Annotated in this window: 18 protein-coding genes and 2 other annotated features; of the genes, 15 read left to right on the forward strand and 3 right to left on the reverse strand. The window is 43.5% G+C overall.

The features are described 5' to 3' along the window. Positions 1-133 precede the first annotated feature (133 nt). Both NSQ26_RS01500 and leuS read left to right on the forward strand, forming a co-directional pair. On the forward strand, positions 134-1096 hold the full coding sequence (locus tag NSQ26_RS01500) for an L-lactate dehydrogenase (RefSeq protein ID WP_499718910.1): 963 nt from the start codon (positions 134-136) through the stop codon (positions 1094-1096). Positions 1097-1161: 65 nt separating this feature from the next. Beyond that, positions 1162-1378 (forward strand) — a binding site (T-box leader). 48 nt (positions 1379-1426) lie between these two features. Continuing rightward, positions 1427-3841, forward strand: a complete 2415-nt coding sequence (gene leuS / locus NSQ26_RS01505) for a leucine--tRNA ligase (protein WP_499718911.1) — start codon at positions 1427-1429, stop codon at positions 3839-3841. Between the two features lie 237 nt (positions 3842-4078). Here the strand turns inward: leuS and NSQ26_RS01510 are convergent, their stop codons facing one another. Continuing rightward, positions 4079-4612, reverse strand: coding sequence for a GrpB family protein (locus tag NSQ26_RS01510; protein WP_499718912.1), 534 nt, complete (start codon positions 4610-4612; stop codon positions 4079-4081). Positions 4613-5038: 426 nt separating this feature from the next. Between NSQ26_RS01510 and NSQ26_RS01515 the strand changes: the two genes are divergently transcribed. From NSQ26_RS01515 to rplT, 7 genes are all read left to right on the forward strand, one after another. Beyond that, positions 5039-5800, forward strand: coding sequence for a hypothetical protein (locus NSQ26_RS01515; protein ID WP_499718913.1), 762 nt, complete (start codon positions 5039-5041; stop codon positions 5798-5800). Beyond that, positions 5797-7206, forward strand: a complete 1410-nt coding sequence (locus NSQ26_RS01520) for an efflux RND transporter periplasmic adaptor subunit (RefSeq protein ID WP_499718914.1) — start codon at positions 5797-5799, stop codon at positions 7204-7206. Before NSQ26_RS01515 ends, NSQ26_RS01520 begins: the two co-directional genes overlap by 4 nt. After that, positions 7203-7877, forward strand: a complete 675-nt coding sequence (locus NSQ26_RS01525; RefSeq protein ID WP_499718915.1) for an ABC transporter ATP-binding protein — start codon at positions 7203-7205, stop codon at positions 7875-7877. Before NSQ26_RS01520 ends, NSQ26_RS01525 begins: the two co-directional genes overlap by 4 nt. Positions 7878-7898: 21 nt before the next feature. Then, positions 7899-9149: an ABC transporter permease gene (locus NSQ26_RS01530; RefSeq protein WP_176763863.1), complete on the forward strand. Its 1251-nt coding sequence runs from the start codon at positions 7899-7901 to the stop codon at positions 9147-9149. Positions 9150-9253: 104 nt separating this feature from the next. Further along, positions 9254-9376 (forward strand) — a sequence feature (ribosomal protein L20 leader region). Positions 9377-9424: 48 nt separating this feature from the next. After that, entirely contained in the window at positions 9425-9931 is a 507-nt protein-coding gene (gene infC / locus NSQ26_RS01535; protein ID WP_141769871.1) for a translation initiation factor IF-3, read from the forward strand. Between the two features lie 27 nt (positions 9932-9958). Beyond that, positions 9959-10162: a 50S ribosomal protein L35 gene (gene rpmI, locus NSQ26_RS01540; protein WP_090775805.1), complete on the forward strand. Its 204-nt coding sequence runs from the start codon at positions 9959-9961 to the stop codon at positions 10160-10162. Between the two features lie 32 nt (positions 10163-10194). After that, positions 10195-10551, forward strand: a complete 357-nt coding sequence (gene rplT / locus NSQ26_RS01545) for a 50S ribosomal protein L20 (RefSeq protein WP_090775804.1) — start codon at positions 10195-10197, stop codon at positions 10549-10551. A 36-nt stretch (positions 10552-10587) separates the two neighbouring features. Here the strand turns inward: rplT and NSQ26_RS01550 are convergent, their stop codons facing one another. Continuing rightward, complete coding sequence (locus tag NSQ26_RS01550) at positions 10588-10971, reverse strand: sigma-w pathway protein ysdB (RefSeq protein WP_090775803.1); 384 nt, start codon at positions 10969-10971, stop codon at positions 10588-10590. Between the two features lie 159 nt (positions 10972-11130). On the opposite strand from NSQ26_RS01550, the gene NSQ26_RS01555 reads away from it, so the two are divergent. Further along, a complete protein-coding gene (locus NSQ26_RS01555) occupies positions 11131-12207 on the forward strand; it encodes a M42 family metallopeptidase (protein WP_499718916.1) in 1077 nt (358 codons plus the stop codon). 51 nt (positions 12208-12258) lie between these two features. On the opposite strand, the gene sspI is transcribed toward NSQ26_RS01555, so the two are convergent. Further along, positions 12259-12471 carry a small acid-soluble spore protein SspI gene (gene sspI / locus NSQ26_RS01560; protein ID WP_090775801.1) on the reverse strand — a complete coding sequence of 71 codons (213 nt, stop codon included), beginning with the start codon at positions 12469-12471 and terminating at the stop codon, positions 12259-12261. 120 nt (positions 12472-12591) lie between these two features. Here sspI and NSQ26_RS01565 point away from each other — a divergent pair, with 120 nt between their 5' ends. From NSQ26_RS01565 to NSQ26_RS01585, 5 genes are all read left to right on the forward strand, one after another. After that, positions 12592-13350 carry a TrmH family RNA methyltransferase gene (locus NSQ26_RS01565; RefSeq protein WP_499718917.1) on the forward strand — a complete coding sequence of 253 codons (759 nt, stop codon included), beginning with the start codon at positions 12592-12594 and terminating at the stop codon, positions 13348-13350. Positions 13351-13377: 27 nt separating this feature from the next. After that, a complete protein-coding gene (pheS, locus tag NSQ26_RS01570) occupies positions 13378-14412 on the forward strand; it encodes a phenylalanine--tRNA ligase subunit alpha (protein ID WP_499718918.1) in 1035 nt (344 codons plus the stop codon). A gap of 14 nt (positions 14413-14426) precedes the next feature. Next, positions 14427-16847: a phenylalanine--tRNA ligase subunit beta gene (gene pheT / locus NSQ26_RS01575; RefSeq protein WP_499718919.1), complete on the forward strand. Its 2421-nt coding sequence runs from the start codon at positions 14427-14429 to the stop codon at positions 16845-16847. Positions 16848-17051: 204 nt separating this feature from the next. Beyond that, a complete protein-coding gene (locus tag NSQ26_RS01580) occupies positions 17052-17297 on the forward strand; it encodes a cell division protein ZapA (protein WP_090775798.1) in 246 nt (81 codons plus the stop codon). Next, positions 17290-17829 carry a CvpA family protein gene (locus NSQ26_RS01585; RefSeq protein ID WP_090775797.1) on the forward strand — a complete coding sequence of 180 codons (540 nt, stop codon included), beginning with the start codon at positions 17290-17292 and terminating at the stop codon, positions 17827-17829. Before NSQ26_RS01580 ends, NSQ26_RS01585 begins: the two co-directional genes overlap by 8 nt.

Below are 17829 nucleotides of genomic sequence, written 5' to 3' on the forward strand. Positions count from 1 at the left end.
TAAAGAAGAAGGCTTGTTTGCTATTTTGTCATACATAAATGTATAAACATGTTGCTTTCGGAAACAAAAAGATCCATAATAGAATTATATTGTGAATTTATTCACAAACTTTTTTCTACAGGAGGGCTCACGAATGAAAGAAAAAGGAACCCGCGTGGTACTCATTGGCACAGGAGCTGTCGGAAGTAGTTATGCATTTGCAATGATGAATCAAGGTGTTGCTGAGGAATTTGTCATGATTGATATGAACCGAGATAAAGCGTTTGGCGATGTGATGGATTTAAACCACGGAAAAGCATTCGCCAATAAACCGACGAATATATGGCTAGGTGAATACGCTGATTGTAAGGATGCCGATATTGTGTGCATTTGTGCTGGTGCAAGTCAGCAGCCTGGAGAGACACGACTCGATCTTGTGGAAAAAAATATGGTCATCTTTAAAGCCATTGTGACGGAGGTCATGGCAAGTGGTTTTGATGGTATTTTCTTAGTAGCAACGAACCCGGTCGATATTTTAACACAGGCGACGCAAGCATTTAGCGGCTTACCGAAAGGGCGAGTCATTGGAAGTGGGACGACATTGGACACGGCACGCCTGCGGTATATGTTAAGTGACTACTTTGATGTTTCCGTGAAAAATGTGCATGCATATATTATTGGTGAGCATGGTGATACGGAGTTGCCGGTTTGGAGTACAGCGACAATTGGCAACGTCCCATTAGATGAGTACTTGCAACGTCATGATGCGTACTGTCAAGAGGATTTGGATAAAATTTTTCTCGATGTGCGTGATGCTGCGTATACCGTCATTAAGCATAAAGGCGCGACATATTACGGGATTGCGATGAGTCTCGCTCGTATTACAAAAGCGATCTTAGGAAACGAGGCGGCGATTTTAACTGTAAGTACGTTCTTGAATGACGAATTTGGTCAAAATGATGTTTGCATCGGTGTCCCGGCTATTGTTGCCCGGAGCGGCGTCAGAACAGTGGTCGAAATGACGCTTTCAGATGAAGAGCAAGAAAGACTCACGCATAGCGTAAACACATTAAAAGCGATTTATGAACCAGCAATGCATAAAGCGATGCAAAAATAAGGCAAAGTTTTGTTGTTTGACTTGACTTCTTGCCCCTCTTTCGCATACAATAACATCATTCATAATGGAAAACGATGATAGTGGAGTAGTAACGTGTTGCTCGGAAAAAGAGAACTGACGGTTGGTGCGAGTCAGTCAACAGCGCATGTGAACTCGCCATTTAGTATTAAAGGTGAACGAAATTGTAACCTTTAACGGCACACACCGTTATGTGTAAGAGAACAGGCAGTACGTCTGTTAATGTGGGTGGTACCGCGGGAGTCAACAACGCTCGTCCCTTTATTGGGAGGGCGTTTTTTGTGTTTTATATTAACAAAGGAGGCGAAAGACATGTCATTTTCACATCAAACAATTGAACAAAAGTGGCAACGTTATTGGGATGAGTTGCAAACATTTAAAACGAAAGAAGAAGGGGATGCCCCGGCATTTTATGTATTAGATATGTTCCCGTACCCATCTGGCTCAGGGTTGCACGTTGGGCATCCAGAAGGGTACACAGCGACAGACATTTTGGCACGTATGAAGCGAATGCAAGGATACAATGTCCTTCATCCGATGGGCTGGGATGCATTCGGTTTACCCGCTGAGCAATATGCGCTTGATACAGGCAACCATCCAGCCGACTTTACGGCAGAGAATGTGGCGACATTCAAGCGGCAAATGAAAGAACTCGGTTTTTCATACGACTGGTCACGGGAAATTAATACGACAGATCCTAGCTATTATAAGTGGACACAGTGGATTTTCATTAAGTTATATGAAAAAGGACTTGCATATATTGACGAAGTGGCTGTCAATTGGTGTCCTGCGCTCGGTACGGTTCTTGCCAACGAGGAAGTCATTGATGGCGTAAGCGAGCGTGGCGGTCATCCAGTAGAACGCCGTCCCATGAAGCAATGGGTGTTAAAAATTACGGAATATGCCGAGCGGTTACTGGCGGACTTAGATGAGCTAGATTGGCCGGAAAGCTTAAAAGAAATGCAGCGCAACTGGATTGGCAAGTCAGAAGGCGCGGAAGTCACTTTCCCTGTCGAAGATCATGCAGTGCGCGTGTTTACGACCCGAGCGGATACGTTATTTGGTGCAACGTACGTCGTGCTTGCTCCAGAGCATGCACTTGTCGACCAAATCACAACTAAAGCACAAAAAGAAGCAGTTGAGGCATACAAGAAGCAAGTAGCAACAAAAAGTGATTTAGAACGGACAGAGCTAGCAAAGGAAAAAAGCGGCGTCTTTACTGGAGCGTATGCGACAAATCCAGTGAACGGTGAGAAAATCCCGGTTTGGATTGCTGATTACGTTCTTGCTAGTTACGGCACAGGTGCAGTAATGGCTGTCCCTGCCCATGATGAGCGTGACTATGATTTTGCCCGGACATTTTCATTGCCAATTCGTGAAGTTGTGGCTGGCGGGAACATCGATGAAGCAGCTTACACGGAAGATGGCACGCATATTAATTCCGACTTTTTAAATGGCTTAACGAATGAGGCAGCGATAGCAGAGATGATCGCTTGGTTGGAAGAGAATAAAAAAGGTACACGGAAAGTGACGTATCGTTTGCGCGATTGGCTATTTAGTCGGCAACGTTATTGGGGCGAACCAATCCCGATGATTCATTGGGAAGATGGTTCGATGACGCCTGTCCCTGAAGAGCAATTGCCATTAGAGTTGCCGGAGCTCTCCGTCTTTAAGCCGTCAGGAACTGGCGAATCTCCACTAGCCAATGCGACCGATTGGTTAACAGTGACAGATCCAAAGACAGGGATGAAGGGTCGCCGAGAAACAAATACGATGCCGCAATGGGCAGGCAGCTCATGGTACTATTTGCGCTACATTGATCCACACAATGACAAGGCACTTGCTGACCCGGAGAAGCTCAAAAAATGGTTGCCAGTTGATACGTATATCGGCGGCGTAGAGCACGCGGTGTTGCACTTGTTATACGCCCGTTTCTGGCATAAAGTGTTGTACGACATCGGTGTTGTTCCGACAAAAGAACCGTTTCAAAAACTATTTAACCAAGGAATGATCCTCGGCGAAAACAACGAAAAGATGAGTAAATCAAAAGGGAACGTCGTCAATCCTGATGATATTGTGCGAAGCCACGGTGCGGACACACTTCGGTTATATGAAATGTTTATGGGACCGCTCGAAGCATCGGTGACGTGGTCGACGAACGGATTAGACGGGGCTCGGCGCTTCTTAGAACGGGTGTGGCGCCTCATTGTTCAGGAAGAAACAGGAGAACTGAGTGAGAAAGTGCAAGATGCGGAAGGCGACGCAGCGTTTACACGGACTTATCATCAAACGGTGAAAAAAGTGACCGAAGACTTTACAGCTTTGCGCTTTAACACGGGGATCTCGCAACTGATGGTGTTTGTGAATGAGGGCAATAAGCAAGCGGTATTACCAAAAACGCTTATTGAAGGATTTGTCAAGTTGCTTTCGCCTGTTGCGCCGCACCTAGCAGAAGAACTGTGGCAAAGGCTTGGTTATCGTGAGACGATTGCTTATGCGGAATGGCCAACGTATGATGAAGCACTCCTTGTTGACAATGAGGTAGAAGTGGTTGTGCAAATCAATGGTAAGGTAAAGGTGAAGTTGATGATGGCAAAAGACGTGTCACGTGAAGACATGGCGGAAATTGCGCAAGCAGATGAAAAAGTGCAAACCGCGATTGGTGATAAAACGGTGCGGAAAATCATTGCTGTACCAGGGAAGCTTGTGAATATTGTTGTTGGATAGATGGAATGAGGAAGGGGCTGTTGTATGCAGCCTCTTTTTCGAGCGTATTGTAACAAGAATATAACCGCATGTAGTTGCATCATCTTTAGCGATGCTTTGGTTTGAAAGTATGAATCGAGAAAAAATAGGAATGTCCCGAATTCTTTTCCATGGGAGCACTTGCTCTCGGTGATAAAGGGAGAGTTGACCGCTTGGATACAGAAGAAATAGAAAGAAAGGGCTGTGATGAAGATGCCTCTATTTTCCTTCGTGGGTTGCCAAAATCTCTTTTACAAAAGATTCTTTTGCGTTACTGTAATCGTTTTGGTTCGTTGCATGGCGTTCAGCAAGATGTTTTTTCAGCTGCTCATAGCGCAGGCGTGCATCCTCATGAGTACGCAAATAGTCACGGAAATATAAGTGATCTCGCCACCATTGTCCATCTTTTTCTACGATATGTAAAACCATCGTTTTTATTGCTTCTTCCACATCAGAAAATTGTGCATAAACAATTTTCCCTTGGATCTTTACTCTCTCTAAAGGATAAATATGATGTTGTTTGAGTGTTTCCTTAGGGAACCTCTGCGCCATCGTGAGAGACGGTAGTCCAATGAGCACATCGAGCATTGGTTTTGCGCAAATACTGGGAATTGCGGTTGAACCGATATGTTCAATCAAAGGATTGAAAGGTGCCAACATCTGTAGTAGTCTTTCTTTTTCCTCGTGAAACAGTGACTGCCATTTTGGATTGTATGGAGTGAGTTCAATGTGACCATTTTTAAGCCCAAGCATGTAAGTGCCTCCTAAAAATAATAGCATCAAATTATAAAACTAGTAGATACTTAACATATCACATTTAATTGTAAATGTGATGGTTGTGTTGGACGATAATATGAAATCAAAGAGCGCATGCTACTTTCTGCTGTGTTTTCACCATAGTGAAAGGCAATGATTCCGAAACTACCTATAATCCCCTCCCATTATGTAAAATTGTCTAAATGCTTGCGAAAAGCTAGACGTTTACAACAATGTGTCGTATTATGTGTATGAACCGAAAAGTACATACACGATCTGCTATTCTTCTTTACGGTGTGACATATTTGATGATAAACTATTTTCAAGAAGTCTGCACTACTTTTTTGTCACATTAAAGTATCAATAGAAAATAGAGAATCGCGTAGAAAATAATTCAACAAAATAGAAGGGGGAATATAAAGAATGGAACCACTTAAAGAGACAAGGTTTGAGGAAGAGATTACTTTTCCCGAGAAAGCCAATATTTTAACATTTTTAATTAGCCCTGTGAAACAGTTTGTTCGGATGCGGGAAGAAGTGGCTGTGTCTGGTGCAGTTTTATTAATACTTGGGATTGTGTTACTCGGCTTGATTTTTCCAGCATTCATTGGCCAAGGCGGACTGTTCGAGCCGAAAGAGGCGCCGGCGGAAGATAATTTGGGCATGGATATGTATAGCATGGGCGGTATGGGTATGGGTTTTGATGAATTTGGAGGGCAAGGTGGCGCAGATAAAGCTAATCCTGAAGCGGAAAATCTTCTTTTAGGTTTAGGTTTTGGTGTGCTTATTTTAGCTGCTTTTGCGGGAGGTCCAGCATTACTTTCCCTATTATTTTTGTTAGTCGCTAAAATAGGTGAGCGACCAGTAACCTATTATCAGTTGTATGCGATGACGGTTTTTTCGACGCTCGTGTTGGCAGTTGGATTTTTCCACTTTATGATTATGAACACGGTAAACGCAACGTACTCGTATGTATATGCAGCACCATCTGTTTTTGTTGATGCCGATAGCGGTTGGTATTCATTACTTGCGACCTTGAACGTTTTTGCAATTGTATTTGCAGTGCTTATTGCGATTGGTCTAGTAAAGGTGGCGCACATGCGTAAAATTGTGGCGATTTTAGTGGCATTCGGTTGCTTAGTTGGCTACTTTCTGGTCAATCATTTAGGAGGTGCGCTTGTATGATGGTTGTTAAAAAGGTGTTGATAGGGCTTGTACTTGTGGCAGGTCTTGCTACTTTTTCTGTGTTTGGAATGAAGAACTCGAAAGAAGCGGCAGGGAATCAAGGGGTACCAGAAGTCATGTTACAACCGGTTTCACATGGTGCTTCAGATATCACAATTCCTGTCTCAGGACAATTAGAATTATCACAAAGACAAGTGGTGACGTTGTCTGAAGATAAGCCGGAGTACAAAATCCTCGTTAAAGTTGGTGATGAAGTAAAAAAAGGCACACCAATTGTGCAGTATTCGACGGAAGAGATTGACCTTGAGATTGAAGCGGCACAAGGAGAAGTAGAGACGCATACAGGAACGTTATCGGAGTTATCAACACAAGCAAGTGACATTCAAAAACAAAAGAAAAGTGACGCTGTACAGCCAAAGAAAGAAGCAGATAAAGATACAGGTGAGGAGATTGAGGTTCCTCCAGATGTGACTGTCAAAGAACTAGATAAAAGTTTAGCAGATCTGGAAAATCAGCGAAAAGCAACAAACCGTGAGCTAAAACAAGCACAGCAACAGCTAGAAACATTGAAAAAGAAAAAAGAAGCTTTGACAGTTAAAAGTGATTTTAATGGGACTGTCGTCAAAAGAAATGATCATCCAGGTGAGGCAGTTGACACTTATTCTGGACAGACAGACCAAACACTTATAGAAGTGGCTGATTTAAATAAATTCATTCTGAAAGGAACAATTTCTGAGGATCAGACGTTGCAAGTGGAAGAAGGGCAGAATGTTGAAGTCAATGTTGATATAAACGGTTATATGGGTGAAGGAAAAGTCATTGAAGTTGGTTATTTCCCATCTGAAGGCGAAATGGATATGTATCCGGGAGAAGAAGCAGGAGCTACATATCCCATTACCATCGAGATAGGGGGCGAAGATTTATCTGAGCTGCGTCCGGGGTACCAAGCACGCGCGGATATCGTTGTTGGGACAAGAGAAGGGATGATGATCCCGCTAGAAGCATATAAAAATGATGGCATCGACCATGTATATGTATATGAAGATGGTCGCGCTGTTCGCAAGGATATCGTCATTAATCAAGAGAGTTTGCCAAGTGAAGGCGGCGCTGACGATGTCATGGAAATTCAAGTTGAAAGTGGCTTAGAAGAGGGGGATCAACTCATATTGTTGCTCGATCCGTCGATTCAACTTGAAGACAATATGAAAGTCGAATTAGCTGATGGTGTTGAAGCGGACGATGGCTTCGGTGATTTTGAAGATTTTGATGATGAAAATGTGGATGAAGAAGGTGTAGACGAAGGTATGGATGAAGCTGAAGAGGGTGGCGCCGAAGAAAAGGAAGAAGATCAGCAAGAAGACCAGAGTGGAGAAGATCAAAGCGATAATAAGGATGATGGCGCATGATCGAGTTAAAGCGCGTCACAAAATCATTTAAAATTGGTCAGACGTATTCACAAGTGTTGTCCCCGCTGGAGTTAACGATTGAAGAAGGCAGCTTTATGACGATCATGGGTCCCTCTGGTTCGGGGAAATCAACGCTGATGAATATTATTGGTTGTCTTGATAAACCGACGACAGGCGCGTATTTTCTTGATGGGCAAGATATCGGCGCGATGAGTGAGCGACAGTTGGCAAAGATTCGTAATGAGAAGATTGGTTTCGTATTTCAACAATTTCATCTGTTACCGAAGTTATCAGCATGGAAAAATGTGGAACTGCCGTTGGTTTATGCTGGGGTGGATAAACGTGAGCGTTACGTCCGGGCCCATAAAGCATTAGCAAAAGTAGGGCTGCTAGACTGGGCTGACTATGTTCCTGCTTCTTTGTCAGGCGGACAAAAACAACGAGTTGCGATTGCGCGTGCGCTTGTGAATGAACCGACAATTATTTTGGCCGATGAGCCGACCGGTGCGCTGGATACAAAGACGAGCGTAACTATTATGGAATTGCTACAGTCTTTGAACGAGTCTGGGACAACCATTGCGATCATTACCCACGAACCAGAAGTGGCTGAATGGACAAATCGGACGGTATTTGTCCGTGACGGACAAATACAAGAGGTTCCTGCCTCTTAATCGTTAGAAAGGATGGGACCGATGAATATCATTGAAAATATTAAGATGGCATTCCAGTCAATTCAAGCACAAAAAGTCCGTTCTTTACTAACGATGCTTGGCATAATTATTGGCATTGCCGCGACAATGGTTGTTGTTGCAATTGGAGAAGGCGCTCGTGCACAGTTGCAAGAGGAGTTAATTGGGACTGAAAATGTCCGAGAAATTCGCATCAATGACATGAAGTTATGGGACGATCAAGCCAATTCTACAAAATTTATGATGATGGGCTATAGAGCATTCACAGATGAAAATTTCGAAAAACTTGCGGAGTTACCTAATGTTGAAGCGGTTGTCCCGATGATGCAAAAAGAAATTGAATTAAAAAAAGGAGAGAAGGGAGAGGAAAACGAGGAAGATTCAGAGTTAGAGTCTGTCATGGTGACGGGGGTAAATCGAGACTATTTTGACGTATATAATCTTGAAATAGCTGATGGTCAGACGTTTCAAGATGCTGATTATTTAATTGGAACGAGAAAGGCAATTGTATCTCCACAATTAGCCGAGCAAATTTTTCCCTCTGAATCTCCGGTAGGAAAAAAAGTACAATTGGGCACAGATCGTGTTGAGATCATTGGTGTGCTTGAGCCGCCGGAAAGTGTCATTCAGAAAGAAGGGATGATGCAAAGTTTGTTTGTAACTCAAGCGCTTTGGAAGAACATATCGTCGATGTGGGGTTTTGAAGAAATCAGCAATGTATTGATTTCAAGTGATTCAGTGGAAAATGTAGAATCTGCTGCTAAAGAAGCAGTGAAGCTATTGCATCAAGAAAATGAGATGACGGATGTGTATGAAGTGGTTGATAAGGAAAGTGAAGTCAAAGCCAACAGCTCTATTGACAGCACCATGACCACCATCGTCGGCGGCGTCGCCGCCATCTCCCTCATTGTCGGCGGTATTGGTGTTATGAATATCATGCTTGTCTCAGTGACAGAGCGGACGCGTGAAATAGGGATTCGGAAATCAATGGGCGCGACAAGGGGACAGGTGTTATTTCAATTTCTCGTTGAATCAATCGTCCTTACAATTGTAGGGGGAATTTCCGGTGTCTTACTTGGCGGCATATTATTACCGATTGTTGAGCCGTTCTTAAATGGTGCAGAAGTAAAACTGTCGCTACCGGTTATCGGTATTGCAACGGGTTTCTCGGCTTTCGTTGGAATTTTGTTTGGTATTTTGCCAGCACACAAGGCGGCAAACCTCGACCCAGTCGAAGCATTACGCCATGAATAATGAACGTGTATGTGTGGCTGCATTTATCTTGCAGGCACACATACGTAAAAAATCACGTTGACATCTCTCTCTCCTCATGCTATAGTATTAAAGTGTAAGTTTCATAAAGCAAGAAGAAGCGCCTGCTTCTCACCTGTTTGACGTTCGTTGCCAGGTTAGTCATTCATTATGTATGTTTTCGTAGCGAATGAAATGTGGGCGTCTTGCGTCCACATTTTTTGTGTGTTGATGTTGCACTTACATCTTATTGGAGGTGGCCCATTATTAGCAAAGATATGTTCGTTAACGAAGGGATTCGAGCACGAGAAGTTCGGCTTGTTGGCGCAAACGGTGATCAAATTGGTGTCAAATCAAAATTTGAAGCGTTAGAGATGGCGCAAAATGCCAATCTCGATCTTGTATGCGTGGCACCAAATGCAAAACCGCCCGTGTGCCGGATCATGGATTACGGCAAGTTCCGTTATGAGCAGCAAAAGAAAGACAAAGAAGCACGGAAAAAGCAAAAGGTCATTACTGTAAAAGAAGTTCGGTTAAGCCCGACAATTGAAGATAATGACTTTAACACGAAACTGCGCAATGCGCGTAAGTTCTTAGAAAAAGGCGATAAAGTGAAAGCGTCGATTCGCTTCCGTGGTCGAGCGATCACCCATTCTAGCATTGGACGTGACGTGTTAGAGCGTCTAGCGAAAGAATGTGAAGATATCGCAGTGATTGAATCGCGTCCGAAGATGGAAGGACGTAGCATGTTTCTCGTCATGGCACCAAAGCCAGAGAAATCATAGGTTTATGAATAAGGGAGGACAATTGTTATGCCTAAAATGAAAACGCACAAAGGCGCTGCAAAGCGTTTTAAAAGAACAGGATCTGGCAGCTTGAAGCGTGCACGCGCATATACAAGCCACTTGTTTGCAAATAAATCAACAAAGCAAAAGCGTAAGCTCCGTAAAGCAGCAATGGTGCATAGTGGAGACTTTAAACGCATTCGTCAAATGCTTACGTACAAGAAAAAATAACCAGTTCGGTATAGACCAAGGAGGGATTTGCGATGCCAAGAGTCAAAGGCGGTTATGTCGCACGTCGTCGTCGTAAAAAAATATTAAAATTAGCCAAAGGGTATTACGGTTCGAAACACACGTTATTTAAATCAGCCCAAGGACAAGTAATGAAGTCCTTGCTGTATGCATACCGTGATCGTCGTCAAAAGAAACGTGACTTCCGGAAGTTGTGGATCACACGTATTAATGCAGCTGCACGGTTGAACGGACTTTCTTATAGCCGTTTAATGCACGGCTTGAAGTTAGCCGATATTAATGTGAACCGTAAAATGCTAGCAGATTTGGCAGTGCACGATGAAAAAGCATTTGCTGAGTTAGCAACAAAAGCAAAGGCTCAGTTGAAATAAGAAAAAAGATGTCGTCCCCATGTGACGGCATCTTTTTTAATGCTTTCTTAAAAACTCTTTGATAGGAGAGGGCCAAATCATTTGTGCTTTTGGATAGCGCAATCCAATCTCTTGTTCGATAAAATGGAAATCATCATGGTCGAATCCTTGTAAATCATGCTTTTCTGCTTTCATGTAAATATGTTCAACCGAAAAAGAACCTTGTGTTGCAGATAAATATTTTTCTCCTTCAAACAAAACACCTTTATACGTTAATTGAAAGTTTTTCCGAACGTTTTTCTCGTCATCTAGAAAATAAAACTGCTTCGTCTCGTGAGCTTTTTGTAGTTTTCGATTTGGATGCATGAAATAAGTAACAATACTATACACAAAGATGACAGCAATTGCGATAAGTAACAGACGGAAAATGTAAACAAGCAATGTCGCGTCCTCCTTTCTCTTTGAGATAGATTTGGTGTGAAAAAAGAGACCTTTGTGCGTATATACGATGATGCCACAAGATTGGTTTCAAAATAACAATAAAAATTTGTTTCAACGCGTTCTTTTCTGTATACTAAAAGAAGAATTGAGTGCTGAGGAGTGTGGAATGTGGACGAAAGATTAAAGATGTTAAAAGCATTAACAGATGCGAATGGAATTTCTGGATTTGAACAAGAAGCACGTGATGTCATGAAGTCTTATATCGCACCATATGCCGACGAAGTGACGACGGATCAACTTGGCAGTTTGGTCGCAAAGAAAGTTGGTTCTGAAGACGGACCAAAAATTATGGTGGCTGGTCATTTAGATGAGATTGGATTTATGGTGACAAAGATTGATGATAAAGGTTTTATCCGCTTCCAGACGATTGGTGGTTGGTGGGGACAAGTCATGCTTGCGCAACGTGTGACTGTGATGACGAAAGCTGGAAATATTGATGGTGTCATTGGTTCAACACCGCCGCACGTGCTATCACCTGAAGCACGGAAAAAACCAGTTGATATTAAAGATATGTTTATTGACATTGGTGCGTCTTCAAAAGAAGAAGCCACTGAGTTTGGTGTGAAACCCGGTGATCCAATTGTCCCGGTATGTGAATTTACAGTGATGAAAAATGACAAATTACTTATGGCAAAAGCATGGGATAATCGCGTAGGCTGTGCGATTGCAATTGATGTATTACGAGAATTAAAAGACGTAGCGCACCCAAATACCGTTTATGGTGTTGGCACTGTCCAAGAGGAAGTGGGTTTACGTGGCGCAAAAACAAGTGCATATATGATTAAACCAGACATTGCTTTTGGTGTAGACGTCGGCATCGGTGCGGACACACCGGGAGCAAAAGGTGAAGGAAAACTTGGAGATGGGCCACAAATCATTTTATATGATGCGTCAATGATTGCCCACAAAGGGTTGCGTGACTTGGTTGTACAAGTGGCAGATGAGCAAAAAATACCGTATCAGTATGATGCCATTTCTGGAGGCGGAACGGACTCTGGCGCGATTCATTTAACAGCAGATGGCGTGCCGGCACTATCCATTACAGTGGCAACCCGCTACATCCATACACATGCGGGCATTATGCATCGGGATGACTATGAAAATGCTGTAAAACTAATCGTTGAAGTCATTAAGAAGCTTGACAACGATACGGTGAAGGCGTTGACGTTTCAGTAAAAGTAACATAAAACCGCTCCCTCATGGATTGGGGGAGCGGTGCTTATGCCTTTAGCTACCTTGTAGTCCTTTACTAATGTCGGCGCATAATGCATCTTTTTTCGCTTTATCAGCATGTTCCCAATAAACTTCGAATAGGACACCGAGCCCAGGAAGCATTTTTTCTTCGCCCTTTTCAATTGCGTCAACAACGGTTGCTTCGACTTCATCTTGACTACTTCCTTGAATGTTGGCCATGATGGCACTGCGTAAGTTGAAGCTCATGTCTGTGACCTCCTTTTTTCGGTTTTAACAAAAGCTTAAATGACAAATCTGTTTGTAGTATGTCGTAAACTAAACTCAATTATGTGTGGAGAAATGGGGATACTGTTGGAGATGGAAAAAATGATACAGATTGAGTCGCCAAAAAATGAACAAGTTATAAAGTGGAAAAAATTACATACGAAAAAGGGGCGCGCGCAGACAGGGTGTTTTTTAGTAGAAGGGATCCACCTTGTTGAAGAGGCATTGCGGTCAAGCTGGATTGTGGAGACAATTTTGACGACAAATATAGGACCGTTTCCAGGCGAAAATACAAGGGTGATCCATGTAAGCGAGCGTGTCATGAAGGAATTGTCTGAGACAAAATCACCACAAGGTGTGATCGCGATTTGTCGCAAGAAAGAGATGACGCCCCAATCTAAATTAACGGGCATATATGTCTTATGTGATCGTATACAAGATCCAGGTAATGTCGGGACGATCATTCGCACAGCACTGGCTGCAGGTGCAAGTGGTGTCGTGCTTGGCGCAGGTTCAGTTGATCTGTTTCATGCGAAAGTGATTCGCGCAACACAAGGGGCTTTTTTCCATTTACCTGTGTATCATGGGGTGCTTACTGAATGGATTGAATCATTTCAAACACAGCGTGTGCCTATATACGGGACATCATTACACGATGCGGTTTCCTACAAGCAAGTAAGCCCCATTTCGGATGTAGCGCTTCTTTTAGGAAACGAAGGAGAAGGGGTGGACGCGTCCCTGTTGAAACAGGTAGATAAAAAAGTATATATCCCGCAACATCCTAAAGCAGAGTCATTAAATGTTGCGGTTGCATGTGGCATTTTTTTATATCACTTCATGAAAGACATGCCGGTAAAATGAATTTGAAATGAGAAGGAGGAATCAATGGTGCGAGATCAATTAGAAGCATTGAAGAATGCGGCGCTTACAAAAGTCGCACAAGCAGAAGATGAGCAACAGTTACAAGAGATACGTGTCGCTTATTTAGGAAAAAAAGGTCCAATTACGGAAGTGTTGCGGGGAATGGGACAACTTTCTCCGGAAGAGAGACCTAAAATTGGTGCACTTGCAAATGAAGTACGTGACCAAATTCGGATGGCGATGGAAGAAAAAGGGTCAATCTTAAAAGAGAAAGCTGTCGCAAAACAATTGGCAAGTGAAACCATTGATGTGACATTACCTGGCCGCCCTGTTTCTCAAGGAATAGCACACCCTTTAAGTGCGGTCATTGATGAACTGGAGACGATCTTTTTAGGACTCGGCTTTTCGATTGAGGAAGGACCAGAAATTGAAAGTGACTATTACAACTTTGAAGCGATGAATTTGCCAAAAGATCACCCTGCGCGAGATATGCAGGATTCATTTTATTTCACGGACGAGCTATTACTTAGGACGCAAACATCACCTGTACAAGCGCGTGTGATGGAAAAGCATGCAGGTCGCGGTCCAGTGAAGATTATTTGCCCCGGAAAAGTGTTTCGTCGCGATGATGACGATGCGACGCATTCGCATCAATTTATGCAAATGGAAGGTCTTTACGTGGATCACAATGTGCGTATGAGTGATTTGAAGGGCGTGTTGTCTTTATTTGTGAAGCAATTCTTTGGTGCAGAACGCTCCATCCGATTGCGCCCAAGCTTTTTCCCATTTACAGAACCATCGGTAGAAGTGGATGTTTCATGTGGGATTTGCAGCGGTCAAGGATGCCGGGTGTGTAAACAGTCAGGATGGATTGAGGTACTTGGTGCAGGAATGGTTCATCCGCGTGTCCTAGAGATGAGTGGCTTTGATCCAAATGTATACAGTGGGTTTGCATTTGGTATGGGAATAGAACGTTTAGCGATGCTCAAATATGACATTGATGATATCCGTCATTTTTATACAAATGATATGCGTTTTTTACGGCAATTTAAGGGCGTTTAAAGGAGAGGATTCGTATGCTTGTTTCATATAAATGGTTACAGGAATATGTAGATGTGTCTGATCAAACACCGCAAGACATTGCAGAAAAAATGACGCGCGGTGGGATAGAGATTGATTTTGTTCATGTGAGAAACAGTGGTGTGAGCGATGTCGTTGTTGGCTATGTTAAAGAGATTGCGCCACATCCAGATGCTGATAAGTTGCGTGTATGCCAAGTAGACATTGGCGCAGAAGAGACGGTGCAAATTGTATGTGGTGCGGCCAATGTTGATGCCGGTCAGTTTGTTGCGGTTGCCAAAGTTGGGGCTCGCTTACCTGGTGGAATGAAAATTAAGAAAGCAAAACTGCGCGGACAAGTGTCGCACGGCATGATTTGTTCTTTGCCAGAACTAGGGATTGACAGTGCCCTCATACCAAAACATGCAGCAGAAGGCATCTATGTATTTGCCCCGGACGCAGGAGTCGTTGTTGGACAAGATGTGCGCGCATTGTTTGCGCTAAATGATGATGTGTTAGAGCTCGATTTAACACCAAACCGATCTGATTGTATGCATATGCTTGGTGTTGCGTATGAAGTGGCGGCATTGTATGACCGTACAGTGCATGTTCCCGAAGTGAGCACACTGGAGCGCACTGAGACAACCAGTATTTCTGTGCGTGTTGAAAATCGAGATGACACGCCGTACTATCAGGCGACAGCTATTGCAGGTGTTACGGTTGCCCCATCGCCTTTATGGTTACAAAATCGTTTAATGGCAGCGGGCATTCGTCCGATTAATAACGTTGTTGATGTGACTAATTATGTATTGTTAGAGTATGGTCAGCCATTACATGCGTTTGATCATGAAGCGTTCGGATCGAAAGAAGTACTCGTCCGCCGGGCACAAGAAGGAGAGCGTTTTACAACGTTAGATGGTGTGGAACGTTTACTGACTGGAGAGCAATTGGTTGTGACGAACGGTACGACTCCGGTCGCTTTAGCTGGAGTGATGGGTGGACGTGATACAGAAGTGAACGAAAAGACGACAACCATTTTACTTGAAGCAGCGGCGTTCCATCCGACGGTTGTGCGTCATTCCGCCCGTACTGCTAGTTTACGTACGGATTCTAGTGCGCGCTTTGAGAAAGGGATCAATGAAGCACGTGTGGTCGAAGCCGCCCAGCGCGCAGCGGCGCTCATTCAAGAACTGGCAGGAGGCACTATTTTAGCATGTGCCGCCGCAGACCATCGGCAGTTAGCGCAGGTAGTTGTTTCACTCAATATTGACGCAATGAATAAGCGTCTCGGCACGTCTTTATCATTTGCTGATGTAGGTGACATGATGAGACGGTTACAGTTCTCTTATGAGGAGTGCGGAGAAAATTTAAAAGTGATGATCCCTGCTCGTCGTGCTGACATTCGAATTCCAGAGGATTTGTACGAAGAGATTGCGCGCATCTATGGTTATGATCGTCTGCCGGTAACGCTGCCTGAGGGCGTAATGGCACAAGGGAAACGCACAATTTATCAAGAGAAGCGACAACGAGCGAAACGTTTCCTTGAAGGTGCAGGTTTGTCGGAAGTCATTTCATATTCACTCACAAGTAAAGAAAATGCTGTCCGTTACATGGAGGAAGACTGTAAGCCAATTCAATTGTCGATGCCAATGAGTGAAGCGCGTAGTACGATGCGAACAAGTTTGTTGCCGCATCTGTACGATATTTGTACGCATAACTTGAACCATAAAAACAACGATTTGTTCATTTATGAAACGGGTTCAGTCTTTTTAACGACAGAAGCAACATTAACAGCGTCACCGAAGGCAACTGAGCGTTTGGCTGCACTCGTGACCGGACGGTATCTCACGCATCCGTGGCAAGGAGAAGAAAAGCAAGTGGACTTCTTTCTGTTAAAAGGGATATTAGAAGGGTTGTTTGCTGCGCTACGAGTAGAAAAAGAGATCACATTCACCGCTTGTACACGTGATGGTTTTCATCCTGGACGGACAGCGCGCATTGCGTTGCATGGAACAGAGATCGGTTTTCTAGCGCAAGTACATCCATCCGTTGCCGAACAACTTGATTTAAAAGAGACATATGTGTGTGAACTTGACCTTGAAACGTTGCTAACATGTGAACAGACACAAAATGTGTTTGCAGGTGTCCCTCGTTATCCAGCAGTGACGCGTGACATCGCGCTTGTTGTTGATACAACGGTTGCAACAGGTACATTACAATCGCTTATTTACAGTGCAGGTGGGGCATTGCTCACAAATGCAGCTTTGTTCGATGTGTATGAAGGAGAGCATATGGACGAGGGGAAAAAATCGGTTGCATTTGCGCTCACATACCGCCATGCTGAACGAACGCTAACCGATGAAGAAGTAACGAATGTCCACGAGCAAGTGTTAGCAGTACTGGAAAAAGAAGCAGGCGCAACGTTGCGTGCAATGTAAAAGCAGTGCTGAAGTTCACCTTTGAGGAGAGAGGGAGAATTGTCTATGTGACAGTCTGCCCTTTTTCTATTTCTGGAGTCGTAGCGATATATGAACATGGATAACCTTTTGATGAGCAGCGGTTGGGTTTTCATTTTTCGTGCTTCATGGTATGATAAACATCAGTTTATGAGTATGATAAGAAGTGTTAAAGGAGGTTTTTTCATGTCAAACGACGCTGAGAAACAGCGAACGAAAGTTCATATTCAAGGACAAGTGTATCACGTCGTAAGTCATGAAGAGCCAGCGTCTGTACAAGAAGCTGCCACTTATATAAATGATAAAATGGCACAACTCAAGACGAGGAATCCTTCTTTAGACACAACGAAACTGTCTGTACTTACTGCTCTAAATATTGCAGATGACTATTTAAAATTGAAGCGTCAGCAAGAAGGAGAGAGAAATGGTTAGTTTAATATTAATACTTCTACTGATCTTTGGCTTTTTTATTGGGAGACGCCGAGGATTTATTTTACAGTCTATTCATTTAGCAGGCTTTTTTGTCGCGATATTCATTGCTTACCGTTATCATGCAGCACTCGCAGAAAAAATTCGCCTATACATCCCATATCCGGAGCTTTCTCCTGATAATACATTTGGGATGCTCATTCAATCGTTTGGGGCTGAGCGAATTTATTATGCGGCCATCGCTTTTGCCATGCTGTTTTTTGGGACAAAGATTATTTTACACATCATTGGGTCAATGCTAGATTTTGTTGCCCACTTGCCGTTTCTGCATACAGTCAACAAACTGCTTGGTGGCATTTTAGGATTTCTAGAGTTTTATTTAATTACGTTTGTGGTTGTTTATGTAGCGACGGTTGTTCCGATTGATGGTGTACAAACGGCGCTTCAGCAATCGACGGTGGCGAAGTGGATGGTTTACCATACCCCTTATTTATCGGACTGGCTCCAGTCATTATGGACGAATTTTAATTTTTAA

Source organism: Bacillus sp. FSL W7-1360 (genome assembly GCF_038592975.1).
Taxonomy (GTDB): Bacteria; Bacillota; Bacilli; order Bacillales; family Bacillaceae_D; genus Shouchella; species Shouchella lonarensis.